The organism is Affinibrenneria salicis, from assembly GCF_008710095.1.
In genome coordinates this window covers 1-16,989 of the sequence record NZ_VYKJ01000013.1, presented here as the reverse complement: position 1 = coordinate 16,989, position 16,989 = coordinate 1, and the positions used below count along the sequence as shown (strand labels likewise).

Sequence of the window (16,989 nt, the reverse complement as noted above, 5' to 3'; positions counted from 1 at the left end):
AACCAATATATAACGAATAGAGGTTGATCGGCTGAAAAACCGCAAACGATGGCATCGTCAGAACACAGATAGCGACGCGTACAGTCGGCGTATAAGAAACGAGCGAATAATTGATCGAGCCAGCGCTGGTTGTACCTGAAGTCTGGCTACGATAAAAAAGGACCGACGGTCCGGACAATAAATCAGCGCATGTTTTATTGTTTGATTGAACTGTATTTCGTTTTGCAACAGCAGCGGCGACGAATAGTCTGATGTATTAAGGAGGAGAATGGACAGAATTGAAACAGAGCCGATAAGAAAATTAGCGAGATAAAAAGGAGTGTTGGTGGGTCGTCGGGGGCTCGAACCCCGGACCAATTGATTAAGAGTCAACTGCTCTACCAACTGAGCTAACGACCCAACGGCGGGGATTATTATACTACTGACGCCCGCTGTCAAATATTTCACGCATTTTTTTCTACTGCTCTCCCAACCGGAAAATAACATTGTCCGCACGGGCCGTTTTTGCTAGTCTTAGCGCCCGTCAGCTCTGCACTCCTTTTATTTCAGATTGTCACGCTCCCTGGTACAAAAAACGCACGTTAATATATCCGTGACGCCTCATATAATTTGCGATCTTGCGCAGCGCAGGCCTGCTTTGCTGTGCTATTAATATCATCCCGGCTTACGGGGATCGCATAGCGCACAGAGAGCCAGAAGAGCTCAACACAACATCACAGACAAAAACAGGAAATACGAACCAAATGGTAGATCAATCGAAAGTGACGACACAGACAAAGGCCGCGCCGACCCGCGCCGGCGGCCAGAGTCTGCGGCGAAATCTGACCAATCGCCATATACAACTCATCGCCATCGGCGGCGCCATCGGTACCGGCTTGTTCATGGGCTCGGGGAAAACGATCAGCCTGGCGGGGCCGTCAATCATCTTTGTCTATATGATTATCGGCTTCATGCTGTTTTTCGTGATGCGCGCCATGGGCGAAATTCTGCTTTCCAATCTGGATTATAAATCATTCAGCGATTTCTCCACCGACCTGCTCGGCCCGTGGGCCGGTTTTTTTACCGGCTGGACCTACTGGTTCTGCTGGGTGGTGACGGGCACCGCGGATGTTGTTGCCATCAGCGCTTACGCCCAGTTTTGGTTTCCGGACCTGTCGCAGTGGATTGCTTCATTATTGTGCGTACTGCTCTTGCTGACGTTGAATCTGGCTACGGTCAAGATGTTCGGCGAAATGGAGTTCTGGTTCTCCATGATTAAAATCGTTGCGATTGTCGCGCTGATTATCACTGGTGTTGCGCTGGTGATGATGCACTTTCGTTCGCCAACCGGCCATATCGCCACGTTCAACAATCTGTGGAATGACGGCGGCATGTTTCCGAAAGGCATAGGCGGGTTCTTCGCCGGCTTTCAGATTGCCGTGTTTGCCTTTGTCGGCATTGAACTGGTCGGCACCACCGCGGCCGAAACCAAAGACCCACACACCGTTCTGCCGCGCGCCATCAATGCCATCCCCATTCGCATCATCATGTTCTATGTATTCTCGCTAATCATGATCATGTCGGTGACCCCCTGGCGCTCAATCGTGGCCGATCGCAGTCCGTTCGTTGAAATGTTCCTGTTGGCCGGCCTGCCCGCCGCCGCAAGTATTATTAACTTTGTCGTGCTGACGTCCGCCGCCTCTTCGGCCAACAGCGGCGTATTTTCCACCAGCCGTATGCTATTCGGGCTGGCTAAACAAGGCGATGCTCCCGCGAGCTTCGGCCGGTTGTCTAAACGCGCCGTGCCCTCCAGCGGCCTGCTGTTTTCCTGCATCTGCCTGCTGTCCGGCGTAGTGCTTATTTATCTGATCCCAAATGTCATGACCGTATTTACCCTCGTCACCACGGTTTCAGCGATTCTATTTATGTTCGTATGGAGCATTATCCTGTGCTCCTATCTGGTTTATCGCCGACGCAGCCCGGACCTGCACAAGAGCTCGGGCTACAAAATGCCGGCCGGCAAACTGATGTGCTGGGTGTGTCTGGCATTTTTCGTCTTCGTCATCGCGCTGCTTACCCTGCAGCCCGATACGCTGCAGGCGCTCACCGTCACGCCGCTGTGGTTTATTACCCTGGCCGTGGCTTACTTCTTTATCCGTAAGAAAAAACGAGTAGTCTGATCGAAAAAAAGCGCTGATAATATCAGCGCTTTTTGTTTAATGATTCACCGTGGCCGCGATCGGACAATTATTCGTCCTCTTCTCGTTATTTAGCTAAACAGCCTCGTATAATGGCGCCATACCTGCCGCTACCGGTTACAGTGACAACAATATTATGAGTAAAGTTTAATTCACTGTTTTAGTGTTTATTCTCTTTATCTTACCATCTGTTATATGTTGTAGCATGGTCAGAAGAGAAGCATTAATGTACGAGGGTATTGAGTCTATATCCTGACGGACGCTAATTCGCTTTAATAATTTAACAAAATTTAAGCATATCATTTAAACCGCGATAACCATATGGAGCACGATCTTAACCAGAGTCGTCTCAGATAGAAAACATTATATTCAACGTGTTGCAACAGAAGTAATACGTGCAATATTATGACTAAGCAATTCCAAATCAGACTTCATCGCGCCCCCATTATTACGGGCAATATCAGCCAGCGCGCTTTCGATTTTTTCTATTACCTCAGCGGATTTTTCTCTGCTTAAGGTAGAAATTATCGCGGCGACCAACACTTCCAGCGATTCCACCTTAGCATGCAGTTCTTTCTCCGCGGCCTCTTTTTCAGCAAGATTGAGCAGCAGTTGGGAGAGAAGATTATTCATTTGAACTCCTTAATCAAGGGAATACTGAGGCTTTAGATGCACCCTATGCCAGTCATCATACTGCTGAACGAGATCACCGCTATACCCGTCATGCCTCAAGCCGCTGGAATGTCAGCTTAGCCTGCCAGCCATACCTGAGTCCTTGCACGCCGCCGGCATTCAGAACGGTCCGCGCCGGCAATGTCGTTTCCCCGGTCACGCGCCGAAGCCCGCACCATGGAAGTTGCTGCCGATAACCTTCCCACAACTCGATTTATTCAGGATATGTATCGATTAATACAGAATGTAACATGCCATCTTTACCGGGATTATAACCAGTTGCGAAGATAAAAACGACACCAGGCGGGAAAACAACCGTGCGGAGAATAACATTCTATAAAGAAGATGCAGATTTCATGTAACAAACCGCTTGCTGGCGGTCTGTCACATGAATATAGAGACGTTTTTCAGGATTGCCTGGCGTCGTTAACCGCGATCCTTGCCTGCTCACACTGTCGTAAGATTGCCTGAGCGTGACCATATAATACCCTGCCCGCTTCCGTGGGCGTCACGCCGCGACGATTGCGGACCAGAAGCTGCTGCTCCAGCTCATTTTCCAGCGTCGCAACCTGCTGACTTAGTGCCGGCTGTGCGATATGTAACAGCTCAGCTGCCTGGGTGAGACTACCAATATCGACAATTTTCACAAAATATTTAAGCCGTCTAAAGTTCATTGCTACCTCCTGATATGTCACTGATAGCAATAAGCAAAAAGCACGCCAGATCATTACCCCCATCGCGTATCTTCGATCAAATAAGCATAACCCCATGGTCAGATAAGGAAAAACAATGGAATACCTGCACGAAGAGAGAATTTTTAACCGCCAAACAGACCGCGGCGGTTTACATCGCCTGCTCTATACGAAAGCAATGGCTGCTCTGCCGCAGTGCATCACCGTCCGATAAGCAGAAAAAATCATCGCCAAAGCGGTAAACCAGTCAGTAAATTCAATACGTTGATTATTAGTTCGACAGTCAGCACGCCAAAGTGCGCGCAGCCTTTGACAAAGGCGGCGCGCTGCCGCTATGATGCCCCGCATCAAACAATTCCTCTGTAGTTCAGTTGGTAGAACGGCGGACTGTTAATCCGTATGTCACTGGTTCGAGCCCAGTCAGAGGAGCCAATTTCCTGTTTTCATGCATCCTTGTGAATCCTTATGTTATTTTGATTCAAGAGGTTAGCGTGAAAACTCTTCCCGGTGCATTTTGATTTGCCCCTCCGCATCGGGAAAAATTGGTGGTCAAATCTGGGGTCAGGTTAGTTCGATAATGGAGTGACCCCCATATGTCCCTTACCGATGCGAAAATCCGTAGTCTCAAACCTTCTGATAAATCCTTTAAAGTCTCCGATTCCCACGGTCTGTATCTTCTGGTCAAACCGGGCGGTTCCCGTCTCTGGTATCTTAAATACCGTATTAACGGCAAAGAATCCCGTATTGCACTGGGTGCCTATCCTGCCGTCTCCCTGTCTGACGCCCGCCAGCAGCGCGAAGGCATCCGTAAGATGCTGGCGCTGAACATCAACCCGGCGCAGCGACGTGCCGCTGAACGCGGAGCCTGCACACCGGAGAAGGTGTTTACAACCGTGGCGCTGGCGTGGCATAAAAGCAATAAGAAATGGTCGCAGAACACCGCTGACCGCCTGCTTGCCAGCCTGAACAATCATGTATTTCCGGTTATCGGTCACCTGTCAGTCTCAGAGCTTAAACCCCGTCATTTCATTGACCTGCTGAAAGGCATTGAGGAAAAGGGCCTGCTGGAAGTCGCGTCCCGCACGCGGCAGCACCTCAGCAACATAATGCGTTATGCAGTTCATCAGGGATTAATCGATAACAACCCGGCGGCAAATCTTGATGGCGTGACGGCTCCCCCCATGAGACACCACTATCCCGCCCTGCCGCTGGAGCGGCTGCCTGAACTGCTTGAACGGATTGACGGTTATCACCAGGGACGGGAACTCACCCGGCTTGCCGTCCTGCTGACGTTACATGTGTTCATTCGCTCCAGTGAACTGCGTTTTGCCCGCTGGTCGGAGATTGATTTCAGGAACCGGGTCTGGACGATACCCGGGGCACGCGAAGCCATTGCAGGCGTACGTTATTCCGGGCGAGGTGCAAAAATGCGCACCCCGCATATCGTGCCCCTCTCAGAACAGGCCATCGCCATTCTGAAACAGATTAAGGAGATTTCCGGTGATGGTGAACTGGTGTTCCCCGGCGACCATAACCCGTACAAGCCGATGTGCGAAAACACCGTGAATAAGTCACTGCGCCTTATGGGCTGGGACACGAAAGAGGATATCTGCGGTCATGGCTTCCGGGCAATGGCATGCAGTGCCCTGATGGAATCCGGTTTATGGTCGCAGGATGCAGTGGAGCGCCAGATGAGCCATCAGGAACGCAACACCGTGCGTCTGGCTTATATCCACAAAGCGGAACATCTGGAAGCCCGTAAGGCGATGATGCAGTGGTGGTCGGATTATCTGGATACCTGCCGGGAAGCATATGTGCCGCCGTATATCCAGGGTCAGGAAGACGGCCACAAAGCGGCATAATGCATCGGGCATAATAAGATTATGAAAAAAGCCGTATCAGCCTGTGCTGGCACGGCATTATTCATTTAATCTGTAATGTAGAAACGCAGCCATTTTCCGGTTCTATGCCGTTCAGTGAGTACAGCAGGGTCGCGCATTCTCACGCTGCTGTCTGAACCTGCGAACAACCCTGTTTCTGTTATTGGCAGAACGCGTTAACAGAATTTGCCACTGTCAGCTCTCTGGGCAATTTTGGAGGGGCTTCCCAGGCTGAACCTGACACATCAGACAGGCCAGATGAGAAACAGGGCCGCGCTTCTGGCATCATTATCTGCTCTGGTGTTACGATGCTCACCCCGGACAAAATCAGCCTCCGATAATCCAGGGGTGGATTTGTTGCTGGTTTCTGTCCGGGCTCAGGTCAGACGAAATCGTATCCCTGCCAGGGGAGTGGTGAAATATATCAAGAGAAACAATGGACATTTACCGTTATACAGAAAACCTTTCTTTGTTTGTTGAAATAGCAAGATGTGGTTCATTTTCAGCGGTTGCACGCCGCCACGGCGTAAACCCGTCATCCATCATGCGAAAAATTGATATGCTTGAAGCGGTAATGAAAGCCCCCCTCTTCACACGAAGCACCCGTGGCATTCATTTAACAGAAATCGGCGATGCATTGTTTACCCGTGCAGTGGGGGTACTTGAAGCGCTCAATGATATGCGTGATGAAATCGTTTCTTTAAATGAAGAAGTGACAGGGACATTGCGCATCAGTTGTTTGCCGACTTTTGCAAAACTCCATATTTTCCCCTGGCTACCAGAATTCAAATCTCATTATCCTGATGTGGATCTTGTTCTGGATCTTGTTCTGGATCTTACAGAGCAACTTGAAATCCCATCAATAGAACGCCTTGATGCAGCGGTTCGCATTGGTAAACTAAAAAACAGCTCACTGTATGCGACAAAAATAGCGCACCAGACCTGGATTGCCTGTGCAAGCCCTCGTTATATTGAGCAATATGGGGTTCCCGGTGGACCGACTGAACTCCCCGGCCACCATATTCTGGACAAATATCATGATCCACACTCCATTTCATGGAGTCGTATTATCGACACTCAGGGAGGAGAGTATCGCTTATATATGCGTTGCAATGATTTCGAAGCTCTGCTAAAAGCAGCCATTTCAGGATTAGGGATCGTCTTTCTGCCCAACTGGGTTGTGGGACAGGATATTAAAGCTGGCAGGCTGGTCAATATATTTGATGACCCGCAGCAGAAAGTTGACGATATCCATTTTTTGCGTGCGCTTCCCAGAATGACACCCAAACTGGCTGTTTTTTTACAATTTTTGCGTGATAATCTTACGGCTGTTATTTAGTGACTAAATTCGTTCGATGATAACGGCAATACCCTGGCCGACACCAATACACATTGTGCAAAGTGCATAGCGCCCCTTTGTTCTTTGCAGTTGATAGCAGGCCGTCATAACAAGCCTTGCACCGCTTGCCCCCAGCGGATGTCCGAGCGCTATTGCTCCGCCGTTGGGATTAATCCGTTCATCATTAACTTCAATATCCAGTTGTTTCATCACTGCCAGCGCCTGAGCTGCAAACGCTTCATTAATCTCTATCACATCCATCTGGTCGAGGGTGAGTCCTGCCAGTTCAAGAACTTTCCTGACGGCTGAAACCGGGCCAACTCCCATGATCCTTGGCTCTACGCCCGCAACTGCCGATGCCAGAATTCTCGCTTTTGGCGAAAGAGAATATTCGGACAACCCGGTTTCACTGCTGATTAATAACGCTCCCGCGCCGTCGTTGATCCCTGATGCGTTACCAGCAGTGATCGTACCATCTGCTGTCACAACCCCTCTGAGACGGGATAATGCCTCTGGCGTGGTTTCCCGTGGATGTTCATCCTTATTGAAGATAATATTCTCTTTATTTTTCTGAGGTAAGGTGACGGGAATAATCTCATCGTTAAAAATCCCGTTACGATAAGCATCTGATACCCGCCTCTGGCTGGTCAGAGCAAACAAATCCTGTTCTTCACGGGAAATGCCAAACTGGCGGGCAACATTCTCAGCAGTTTCAGGCATGGTATCCACGCCATAACGAGCTTTCATTTCAGGATTAATGAATCGCCATCCCATTGTTGTATCTTCGATGTTCAAACTTCGCGAGAAAGCTTTGTCTGACTTACCTAAAACAAACGGCGCACGACTCATATTTTCCACTCCCCCGGCAATAATAAGATTGACTTCACCGGATTTGATTGCCCGCGCCGCTACCGCAATGGCATCAAGACTGGAGCCGCATAACCGGTTTATTGTTGTACCCGGAACACTGGCAGGCAGGCCAGCCAGCAGAAGAGCCATCCGGGCGACATTCCGGTTATCCTCACCGGCCTGATTCGCGCAACCTAAAATAACATCATCAATATTGCTGAAATTGATGGCCGGATTTCTTTCCATAAGAGCAGAAATCGTCAGCGCTGCAAGATCATCGGCCCGTACAGAGGAAAGGGCTCCACCATAACGCCCAAAAGGGGTACGAACGGCATCACAAATATAGGCATTCATCATATTATTTCCTCTTAAATTCACTCAGGCCAGAGCATCAGTATTTTTATTCGTATTCGCTTGTCTCATATTCAGCAACAGGACAAAACAGGAAAGAATAAATCCCATTACAGTGATCCCGGTCCATCCGTACCGGACACTGATTTCAGCCCCCGCACGGGTTCCGACAGCACCACCGATAAAATAAGAGCACATAAATACTGTATTTAAACGACTCCTTCCTTCTGCGGATAATGCCAGCGCTCTCAGCTGGTTCCCCACAAGCCCTGCCCGTCCTCCGATATCGAGAAGAACAAGAGCAACAATTAACGCAAACAGATAATGAGGAGAAAAGAAGACAGAGATAAAACCCAGTAATGCAATCACACTTCCCACTAATACAACAATACGTGGGCTGTAACGGTCAGCCATTTTCCCTATATAAGGTGTGGCAAGAATCCCGGCAATGCCTGCAAATCCGAAACTGCCGACAATATCACTGCCATAATGGTAAGGTGGTCGCGCAAGTAAAAATGCAAGCCCACCCCATAATGCGCTAAACCCACCAAACATCATTGCCCCACAAAAACATGATAATCTGAGATCACCTTCTTTTATAAAAAAAGTGATAAGTGATTTCAGCAGTAAATGATAGGGGATCTGTGATGCCGCCGTTTTACTGTGTGGTAAAAGTCTGGGAACCATAATAAGCAAAAGAAGATCCAGAGCAGTAGCCACAAGATACATCGACCGCCATCCAAAATAATTGCCAACAAATCCGGACAGGATCCTGCCAAACAGGACACCAGCCATTAATCCGCTCATCACGGTTCCAACTGCACGTCCTCTTTGTTCCGCAGGAGCTATCAGGGATACCATCGGAATGACAATCTGTGCACCAACAGATGTCATACCAATGACAATATTTACAGTAAGTAGCTGTCCAATCGTTTGCGTGAAAGAGGCCGCTGCCGAAGCAGCAGCATTAATGCCCAATAAAATAATAAGAAGTTTCCTGCGTTCAAACCGGTCGCCCAGTGGCACGAAGAAAACAAGACCTGCTGCATAAGACAGTTGTACAAACATCGCAACAGAACCGGCATGTTTTTCATCAACCGCGAAATCTTTTGCAAAGAGTTCAAGCAGGGGCTGATTATAATAAATATTGGCAACAGCAAAAGCACACAGACAAGCCAGTGCAAAATAACTACTTTGTGTTCTTTCCATAAATATCAGACCTGTTTAAGCAGCATTTACAGCGTGAGGTACTGGTAAAAAATCAACTGACTGTAGATACCTTAAATAGGTATCCAGTAATTCGTATCTCAAAGCAGGTAATTTATAGGCCAGGCGCTCAGTCGCCGCCATCGTATTATGGAAATCAAACTTATCAATTTCACGGCCAAACCTGAGGATCTTATCATGAGAGCCATCAACGCCATAAAGTGGAAGAAAACGGAAGAGTGCATTACTTTCATTATCCGCCAGAAGTTTTTTCTGCCAGTCATAAAATTCCGTAGTCTCAATTTTATACCCACGTAAGTTCAGCCATGAAACAATGTCTTCCCAACTGATAAGTCCGGAATAGTTAAACAGATTGAGAACATCTCCCCCTTCTGACATATACCTGGATTGAGCCATGATGGCTGTGGTGTAATCGACAGGAGTGAAATTAATCATTCTGGGGAGAACCGGGGCGTAACCCAGTTGAATACAGCTTTTGATAAACAGCATAAACTGGTTATCGGCAAAAAGCGAAGCACCTGTATGGCTGTGACCTGAAATATAACCGAGCCGGAAAAGATTAACTTTTCCACCCTGATCCTGAAATTTCTCCAGAAGACGCTCAGATTCCCATTTCGAAAGCAAATACCCCATGTCAGAGTTAAGAACGGCATTACCCGGAAAGGCCTCAACATAACGACCATCCTTGTCCTTTTTAGCCGCAGACCCTAACGTTGAAACAAAATTAATGATTTTATCCCGACCTTTCTGAGCGATGCTGATGATATCTGCGACACTGTCCACATTGGGCGCTTTTAGCACTTCATATGGTCGGATGTGATTGACACGTGCCGCAATATGGTGAATAACATCCACCTCTGAACAGAGTTCTTCAAAAGCGGCATCGGATATACCCAGGCGGGGCTGCGTAATATCGCCTTCAATGACTGATATATTGGTTGCCGCTGCCAGTCGTTCATGGCCTGGCACCGAAAATTTTTCAAATGCGGTGAACAATCTTTCCTTTTCATTATTTTTATCCACTTTCCGGGAAAGAATATAAATCCTCCCGATATCTTTATTCTCCAGAAGATCAGCCAGCAGATATGAACCAATGAAACCCGTCGCACCTGTTAATAATACATTTTTCTTGCTGTGCATATCAGAATCCTCAAAACAATTGGGAAGGCACATTTACTCTATGTAACAGTCACTCATTGAGGAATACACAAAACGGGCATAATTGTTTTGCACAGAAAGCAAAACTGAAGTTATTGCTATAAGTACAGGGCATAAGTGAAGAACAACAAAACCTCTCATGTTAAGGGGGGGATATTTTTGATTTACATCAGTATTTAATCGATAATAGAGATGTTAATGAAACACAAAAAAGCGAATATGAGCATGCTTTTCGATTTATGACGAAAAAAATAATGCACTGAGATTTCAGACGATGGTGTTAAGGCTTGCTGATTTTTGGCTTCAATTTCAAAGAAATTGTTAAGCCGTAAAAATAAGCAAGTGGAGCGTGGACAGAAAATTCAGTTCCGGAGGAATTGTTAATTTTCAGGCACCGCGCCCACCTGCGAACATTCGCCCGAAGCGAATTGAGCAGGCCGGGGGGAGCCGCAAAAATTTTGCCGCCCCGGCGAGCAAAAAGGCACGCCCACGTGCCGGTTTTTGTGGGGGGCCTGCCCCGCACACCGTCAAGCCAGGTAATATTTCCCGCCCACGGGGAATATTGCCGACCAGGCGCGACCAACCCCTTTAAAGCAGCGTTCCCGTTTTTTCGCTCCGAGCTCGCGAGGAAAAGAAAAAACAGGCTAAACGCAGCGTCTTAAAGGGGTTGGTCGCGCGTAGCGTGCGACGGTGTGCCGCCTTTGACCCTGGGGGTTTTGGCGCGGCGTCCAGCCACGACATTACCCCCATGTGACATGCAGTAAGGGCGTTCAGCCCGAACGACATGGCACACGCCGTTGCCCGTCATGCGGGCGTTTCAGGGGACGGACGACCACCGGTCGGCTGTTTTCTGAAAGCGTGGATAACGGGCATGACCGCAGGATGCGGGCAACCGGTTCATGGACGTCATCTGTGGGCGTCTCCAGTGGGCGTGGGGTCTGACGTCCATCCGCGACGCCCATAGTCAACGCCTGTGTCAGCATGAAAACAGGTATCCGTGGCGCGTCCGTTTTCGTGGAAAAAACAACACCGGGATTTTATAAGGTTCGCCCTGTCCATTCGCCCCATATCGTGGTCCGAATGAGCGGGGCAATGGCATAGGGCGAACTGCCACGGAAGAGACTTACGGGATGCGCGGGCTCTTTGCCGCCCGCGCCCGCAGCCTGAGAATATTCCGGGTATGAGATGCCCGGAATATTCTCAGGAAAAAAATAATATCTCCTGGAATATCTCTCATCCTGTCCGACCCGATATAAGGCTAAAGCCGCATTCCCTTGCAGCACCTTATGTTATACTCATTTCTTATCCATCAGATAACGGTGCGCTTTAGATGCCGCACTGGCCGCCCTGAAAATATAACGTTTATCGTTTTTCAGTGCCTGCAACCAGGACGCAATATAACTCTCGTGCTGAACCTCGCCTTTAATCCCCAAATCAGCCATCAGAAAAGCACTGCCGAGTTCCGCGCACAATTCCTCGAAAGCGTAACTCTCACTGCCAAATTTCCCTTTCATTTCACGGTCAAGGCGGGCTTTTGCCCCGGTCCAGTGAACCAGTTCATGCAGGCCGGTGGCATAAAAGTTAGCCGCATCGTTAAACAGATGGCGCTCAGGCAGCCAGATTTCATCCGTGGCGGGCATGAAGAACGCATTCTGCCCCTTCTCAATGATTTTTGCACCGCTGCGGCGGAAAAGCGCTTCTGCCTGCGGTAACGGGTCAAACGTAGCGGCGGGGACTTCTGCTCCTGTTTCCTCCGTCACGGGCAGACCGTCAATCTGGTCAAGGTTAAATACCATGAAGGTTTTCAGCATCGGGATATGTTCTGTTTCACCTTCGTCGTTTTCTTTCTCCAGCGTGGTGTAGAAAATAGCGGTTGTTCCGCGCTCCCCCTTACGTACCTGACCGCCAGCGGTCTGACATTGTTTGTATGTCATCCAGCGCGGATCACTGAACCCCTGTTTTGAGGCACTGCACCACAGCAGCATGATATTCATCCCGCTGTAGGCCACGCCGGTAGCGTAATTGGATGGCAGACCAGACATACCCGGTATGCGCTGCCACGGGCAGGACCACGGTTTTACACCCGCTTCCAGCGCTTCAATGATGCTGTCTGTCACGGTCTGATAAATATCAGTCCGGCTTTTCAACCCTTTCGTTTTTGAGGAGCCTGAGTGCTCCAGCGACGATACGCTGGTCGCCGCTACGGGGTTAGGGGCGGTAGTCTGGTTATGCAGGGATATAGTCATGGTTTTTCTCCGTCAGTGGTGTGATTTTCGTCTTCGTATCGCCTGACGGTTCGTTTTCCCGGCGTCGTTCTGGCCCGCAGGGGCGCAGCATGCGTGTACTTCACCCTTGCGGGACGGGTTGCAACGGGAAACGATTAACCGGAAGCAAATACGGGAACGAAAAGCACACGGGAGAAAAATCAGCCCCTGCATAACCGGGCGTAGCACCCCTTACTCCGCAGTGGTGAAACAGGTTTGGGGTTTGGGGTTTGGGGTTTGGGGTTTGGGGTTTGGGGTTTGGGGTTTGGGGTTTGGGGTTTGGGGTTTGGGGTTTGGGGTTTGGGGTTTGGGGTTTGGGGTTTGGGTCGTATGGCTGTTTTTGACTCGTTTCCACTCCTGAGCCGTGTCTGTTTGGTGCTCACTTCGCTACGTCTCAGTTACACCTCTTAAGCTGTTGCTATTAGATCCGTGATACCAGAGTTATTTAGTTAAATTTATCGCATCTGCAGTTCTGATTATATAGTTTGCAAATAATACCATCAGTTAAAGATGATAAATGAAGTTGCAGACAAAGAAATAAATTAAGATCTCCCTATCTTACTGGTAGGGAGAATTCCTCCCGAACTAAGAGTCTTACGTATTTAACTTAAAAATTAATAAATCAGGTCAGGAGAGTTAACCGCCTTGATTGGTGGAAATGGATTAAAGTCTATAGCTTCAAAGTCAACCCGATACCCATGAAACATCCCAAAATCAATACAACCTAACTCATACTGTTGTGCTGTAAAGTATTCTATCGTTAACCATTTCCACTTTTCAAATTTCTCGTCATCAATTTCACTTAAACTCCGGGTAAGACGATCTGGGATCAATATATCTGTATGGTATTTCGCCGTATAGTTTTTAATGGAGAAATTATCAGGAACGTTACCTGGTCGCTGATGAAAAGGGCAGGTGTTTTCAGGATCAATGTTATGCCAACTGGTAGAGCTATCTTTCCCTCCAGCACTGAAACCACCTTTACCTATGGACTGCCATGCCAGTTTTTGTATATGACTGACAGCCGTTTCTAAATCAGGGAACAATCCCATTCGGATAAGATTGTTTGCATAATGTCCAACAGAGTTAATTGAGATAATTGCGCCTCCCGGCACACGGCGATCGTGGTTAGCCGTAAGGTGGGCCGCAGTATGGAAGAAATTTATTCCAGCTTTATAAAGAAACATCTTTCCATCCATTTCCAATGGAGCTGCTTCGGTATAGATAACATCCGTATGTATCGGCGCGTATTCATGGAAGATGAAATTGGATAATTTTTCAAATGCTTCAACCAAAAGATCTGATGGAGCGGCAGTAGCCAGTTCTTTTATATTGAAGAAATACAACACAGCATCGCTTTCTCCTTTAGCGCTGCGTCGTTTCCAGTCATGACGGCAATCCTGAAGATAATTATGAAGATATTCATCTCCTTTTTTCACATCGTTGTCATCGATAACATAAACGGAAATATTGATATGCTGCTTCTTACCCGCTCCTAAGCGCCCCAGCATACACGGTTGAAACCGCTTCACCCAATCGAAAAGAATTTCTTTCTTCTTCTCTTTATCCGGTTCACTAAAAAGAAGCTCATTCGTTTTATCAATATCTTTGCCAAAAGAGTCAAGATCGCTCCTCGGCATGTTACCGAGTAATTCTCTGAGTTCCATATTATTTACCTCGCAGACATTTTACAACATCACATTTTAACTTTCACCCGTCTTACCTGATAATATGCTCATCATGAGCAAAGCAAAGATTGTAATAACACTTCCGGCTATCTGAGTGCCTTCCATCTTTTCACTAAGAAACAGATATGCACCCACGATACCAAAAACAGGCACAAGGTTCAGAAACATCCCGGCCAGTCCCGCACTTATGTGTTTCAATGCGGTTAAGTAAAATGTAAATGCTAATGCATATTGAAAAATTCCTGATATGATAGCAAAAATAACAATACCAATTGATGGAGATGAAACAGAATAGTCGGTAAACAGATATTCTCCAGAAAAAACTATCGTAGTTGCCACAAGTGCAACAATTTGCTGATAAGCCACAATAACAATAGCATCAGCTGCGGCTATAGAGCGTGATGTTAACACCACATACACCGCCGCACTGAACATTCCGGTAACGATCAGTAAATTCCCGATCATGCCGTTACTCATCAATCCTTTTAAATTGCCACCAACAGAAAAATAGAGACCGGACAATATAAATAACGATAGAAAAACAAATAACCCACTGACTTTCTCTTTAAACAATAGAGCTGCAAGCATTACTATAAAAATAGATTCTAAAGATTGCAATAAGGCTGCATCAGAAGCTCTTGTATAAGTTAGTCCTATAAGAACCAGCATATAGGTCAAAAATGGCTCAAACAACCCAAGAGCACTTACTTTTTTTAATGCCCTGATATCCGGAATAGTGATTTTATTGAAGAATATAATGCTCCATATAAATATAACACTTGAGGCAAGCTGTATTAATAAAAGAAGCAGTGGAGGGAAGGATACCAGCACTCCCTTTGACATTACTAAAGCCATTCCCCAGCACAGAGCCGCAAGAATAGCAGACACAACGCCCCTTATATGAACATTTGACATCATTATTCATCCAATATTTTTAAAATTAATAATATCTATTTAAAAGGTTCGGCTGGACAACACTCTTGAGGACAAGAAGTCAGATCACAAAGCCTACAAACTGAATCTGATGTTTGGCGATCTTTGACAGTACCTTCCAGTATTTTTGAAACAAGCCCCAAAAAAACTGTCTGCTCCTGACTACTTAATGGAGAAATGATCTGACCAAGAACCTTATATCGCTCCTGTACGATGCTTTGCATTTCTTCCATGCCTTTATCAGTCAGATGCAATGTTGAGGCTCTGCTATCAGTAGGAGAGCGCTTCTTGTAGACGTACCCCATCTCTTCCAGGCGCTGTACAAGCCTCGTCGCTGCCGACTGCCCCATAGAGAGGGCGGACTCCAGGCTACTAAGCTGGTTAGAGAACAACCCAATTTGAACCAACGCAGATGGATATGATGCATTCATACCAAGCGCCTCATTGGTCGCTGCTGAAACACGATCGGATACCGAGAAACAGAAGGCTCCGAGGATGTTCATCAAGCGCAGGTCTGTCTGGTTCATAAGGGCACACCACCAGTAAGGAATAACAATGTTGATATATATGTATCACTCATGTATCTATTCTGCAAGCCATATCCCTGACGAATACACGAGATTTTTTATCAGCTAACACTTTGTAAGAGTGTGAGGTCAGGTTGGTGGGGATTACAGGTCTACCAGATAGCACTTATGATTAATTGGTGGTCATTCTGGGGGTCTTGACAGCGAGAGAATTCTGATTTAGCTTTTTCATTAGCCAGTTACTGGCAAAGGCGATCCCAGTCAGAGGAGCCAAATTCTTGTTTTCATGCCACTTTGCGAATCCCTATGTGATTCAGATTCAATAGGTTAGCGTGGAAAGTCTTCCCGATGCGTTTCTAGTTTTCCCTCCGCATCGGGAAAAATGGTGGTCAGATTTGGGGTCTTTCCAGTTCGATAACGGAGTGACCCGCATATGTCCCTAAACGACACGAAAATCCGCAACTTAAAACTTCCCGTTACCCCCATAAAACTATCCGATTCACACGGTCTATATCTCCACGTTAAACCTACAGGTTCACGTCTCTGGTACTTCAGGTACTATTTCGGTGGCAAAGAAACCCGCATAGCGCTGGGCGCCTATCCGTTAATCAGTTTGTCGGAAGCACGACAGAAACGTGATGTACTCCGCAAACTACTGGTGCAGAATATCAACCCGGCGCAGCAACGAGCCGCTGAAAAGGCAGCGCGTTCACCAGCAAAGAGTTTCAAGACCGTTGCGCTGAGCTGGCATAAAAGCAACAGAACCTGGTCGGAGAACCATGCCGCTCGCCTGCTTGCCAGCCTGAACAATCATGTTTTTCCGGTGATCAGTAATCAGCCGATAACGGAACTGAAAACCCGACACTTCACTGCCCTCCTGAAAGGTATTGAGGAAAAAGGTTTGCTAGAGGTGGCCTCCCGCGCACGGCAGCATCTGTGCAATATTATGCGTTACGCGGTTCAGCAAGGATGGATTGAAAACAACCCGGCGTTGAATCTGGTCGGCGTAACGGCTCCGCCGGTTAGACGCCATTATCCGGCCCTGCCGCTGGAGCGTCTGCCGGAACTACTGGAACGTATTGACGGCTATCATCAAGGACGGGAATGATCTGTCCTTGATTTAGCGCCCACCTTGTTTTCAAATCAGTCAACGAAAGCGAGGTCACTATGACGAGACAACAATATACCCCAGAGTTCAAGCGCAGGGCTGTAGCGTTACTGCTCGAAAGCGG

General features: G+C 47.6%; 11 protein-coding genes, 2 tRNA genes and 2 pseudogenes. 5 read left to right on the top strand and 10 right to left on the bottom strand.

Annotated features, from left to right (window positions below; genetic code table 11):
• Window positions 1–323: 323 nt before the first annotated feature.
• Window positions 324–399 (bottom strand) — tRNA-Lys (locus FJU30_RS20605).
• 344 nt (window positions 400–743) lie between these two features.
• Here FJU30_RS20605 and cycA point away from each other — a divergent pair.
• Window positions 744–2,159: a D-serine/D-alanine/glycine transporter gene (gene cycA / locus FJU30_RS20600; RefSeq protein WP_150436856.1), complete on the top strand. Its 1,416-nt coding sequence runs from the start codon at window positions 744–746 to the stop codon at window positions 2,157–2,159.
• Window positions 2,160–2,546: 387 nt separating this feature from the next.
• Here the strand turns inward: cycA and FJU30_RS20595 are convergent, their stop codons facing one another.
• Window positions 2,547–2,810 carry a sigma-S stabilization anti-adapter protein IraP gene (locus tag FJU30_RS20595; protein ID WP_150436855.1) on the bottom strand — a complete coding sequence of 88 codons (264 nt, stop codon included), beginning with the start codon at window positions 2,808–2,810 and terminating at the stop codon, window positions 2,547–2,549.
• A gap of 449 nt (window positions 2,811–3,259) precedes the next feature.
• Window positions 3,260–3,523, bottom strand: a pseudogene (locus FJU30_RS20590) (LysR family transcriptional regulator); the annotation flags it as partial.
• A gap of 374 nt (window positions 3,524–3,897) precedes the next feature.
• On the opposite strand from FJU30_RS20590, the gene FJU30_RS20585 reads away from it, so the two are divergent.
• From FJU30_RS20585 to FJU30_RS20575, 3 genes are all read left to right on the top strand, one after another.
• Window positions 3,898–3,973: transfer RNA gene (locus FJU30_RS20585), tRNA-Asn, on the top strand.
• 161 nt (window positions 3,974–4,134) lie between these two features.
• Window positions 4,135–5,403, top strand: a complete 1,269-nt coding sequence (locus FJU30_RS20580; protein ID WP_150436854.1) for a tyrosine-type recombinase/integrase — start codon at window positions 4,135–4,137, stop codon at window positions 5,401–5,403.
• A 454-nt stretch (window positions 5,404–5,857) separates the two neighbouring features.
• The gene (locus tag FJU30_RS20575; protein ID WP_150436853.1) at window positions 5,858–6,760 is read left to right on the top strand and encodes a LysR family transcriptional regulator; all 903 of its coding nucleotides are present in this window, start codon (window positions 5,858–5,860) and stop codon (window positions 6,758–6,760) included.
• A 3-nt stretch (window positions 6,761–6,763) separates the two neighbouring features.
• Here FJU30_RS20575 and pcaF read toward each other — a convergent pair whose 3' ends face one another.
• From pcaF to FJU30_RS20530, 7 genes are all read right to left on the bottom strand, one after another.
• Entirely contained in the window at window positions 6,764–7,966 is a 1,203-nt protein-coding gene (pcaF, locus tag FJU30_RS20570) for a 3-oxoadipyl-CoA thiolase (protein ID WP_150436852.1), read from the bottom strand.
• 21 nt (window positions 7,967–7,987) lie between these two features.
• Complete coding sequence (locus tag FJU30_RS20565; protein WP_150436851.1) at window positions 7,988–9,169, bottom strand: MFS transporter; 1,182 nt, start codon at window positions 9,167–9,169, stop codon at window positions 7,988–7,990.
• 15 nt (window positions 9,170–9,184) lie between these two features.
• On the bottom strand, window positions 9,185–10,327 hold the full coding sequence (locus tag FJU30_RS20560) for a thioester reductase domain-containing protein (RefSeq protein ID WP_150436850.1): 1,143 nt from the start codon (window positions 10,325–10,327) through the stop codon (window positions 9,185–9,187).
• A 1,313-nt stretch (window positions 10,328–11,640) separates the two neighbouring features.
• Window positions 11,641–12,591, bottom strand: coding sequence for an ArdC family protein (locus tag FJU30_RS20545; protein ID WP_150436849.1), 951 nt, complete (start codon window positions 12,589–12,591; stop codon window positions 11,641–11,643).
• Window positions 12,592–13,223: 632 nt separating this feature from the next.
• Window positions 13,224–14,276 carry a hypothetical protein gene (locus tag FJU30_RS20540; protein WP_150436848.1) on the bottom strand — a complete coding sequence of 351 codons (1,053 nt, stop codon included), beginning with the start codon at window positions 14,274–14,276 and terminating at the stop codon, window positions 13,224–13,226.
• Between the two features lie 36 nt (window positions 14,277–14,312).
• Complete coding sequence (locus tag FJU30_RS20535) at window positions 14,313–15,185, bottom strand: DMT family transporter (RefSeq protein ID WP_191091656.1); 873 nt, start codon at window positions 15,183–15,185, stop codon at window positions 14,313–14,315.
• A gap of 62 nt (window positions 15,186–15,247) precedes the next feature.
• Window positions 15,248–15,757 (bottom strand): MarR family winged helix-turn-helix transcriptional regulator, encoded by a 510-nt coding sequence (locus FJU30_RS20530; protein WP_150436846.1) that lies wholly within the window; start codon window positions 15,755–15,757, stop codon window positions 15,248–15,250.
• A gap of 433 nt (window positions 15,758–16,190) precedes the next feature.
• On the opposite strand from FJU30_RS20530, the pseudogene FJU30_RS20525 reads away from it, so the two are divergent.
• Window positions 16,191–16,862, top strand: a pseudogene (locus tag FJU30_RS20525) (tyrosine-type recombinase/integrase); the annotation flags it as partial.
• Between the last annotated feature and the right edge of the window lie 127 nt (window positions 16,863–16,989).

Bases quoted from the DNA above. Each gene is read 5' to 3' on its own strand.
- cycA (WP_150436856.1), top strand. From the start codon at position 744: ATGGTAGATCAATCGAAAGTGACGACACAGACAAAGGCCGCGCCGACC.
- FJU30_RS20595 (WP_150436855.1), bottom strand. From the start codon at position 2,810: ATGAATAATCTTCTCTCCCAACTGCTGCTCAATCTTGCTGAAAAAGAG.
- FJU30_RS20580 (WP_150436854.1), top strand. From the start codon at position 4,135: ATGTCCCTTACCGATGCGAAAATCCGTAGTCTCAAACCTTCTGATAAA.
- FJU30_RS20575 (WP_150436853.1), top strand. From the start codon at position 5,858: ATGGACATTTACCGTTATACAGAAAACCTTTCTTTGTTTGTTGAAATA.
- pcaF (WP_150436852.1), bottom strand. From the start codon at position 7,966: ATGATGAATGCCTATATTTGTGATGCCGTTCGTACCCCTTTTGGGCGT.
- FJU30_RS20565 (WP_150436851.1), bottom strand. From the start codon at position 9,169: ATGGAAAGAACACAAAGTAGTTATTTTGCACTGGCTTGTCTGTGTGCT.
- FJU30_RS20560 (WP_150436850.1), bottom strand. From the start codon at position 10,327: ATGCACAGCAAGAAAAATGTATTATTAACAGGTGCGACGGGTTTCATT.
- FJU30_RS20545 (WP_150436849.1), bottom strand. From the start codon at position 12,591: ATGACTATATCCCTGCATAACCAGACTACCGCCCCTAACCCCGTAGCG.
- FJU30_RS20540 (WP_150436848.1), bottom strand. From the start codon at position 14,276: ATGGAACTCAGAGAATTACTCGGTAACATGCCGAGGAGCGATCTTGAC.
- FJU30_RS20530 (WP_150436846.1), bottom strand. From the start codon at position 15,757: ATGAACCAGACAGACCTGCGCTTGATGAACATCCTCGGAGCCTTCTGT.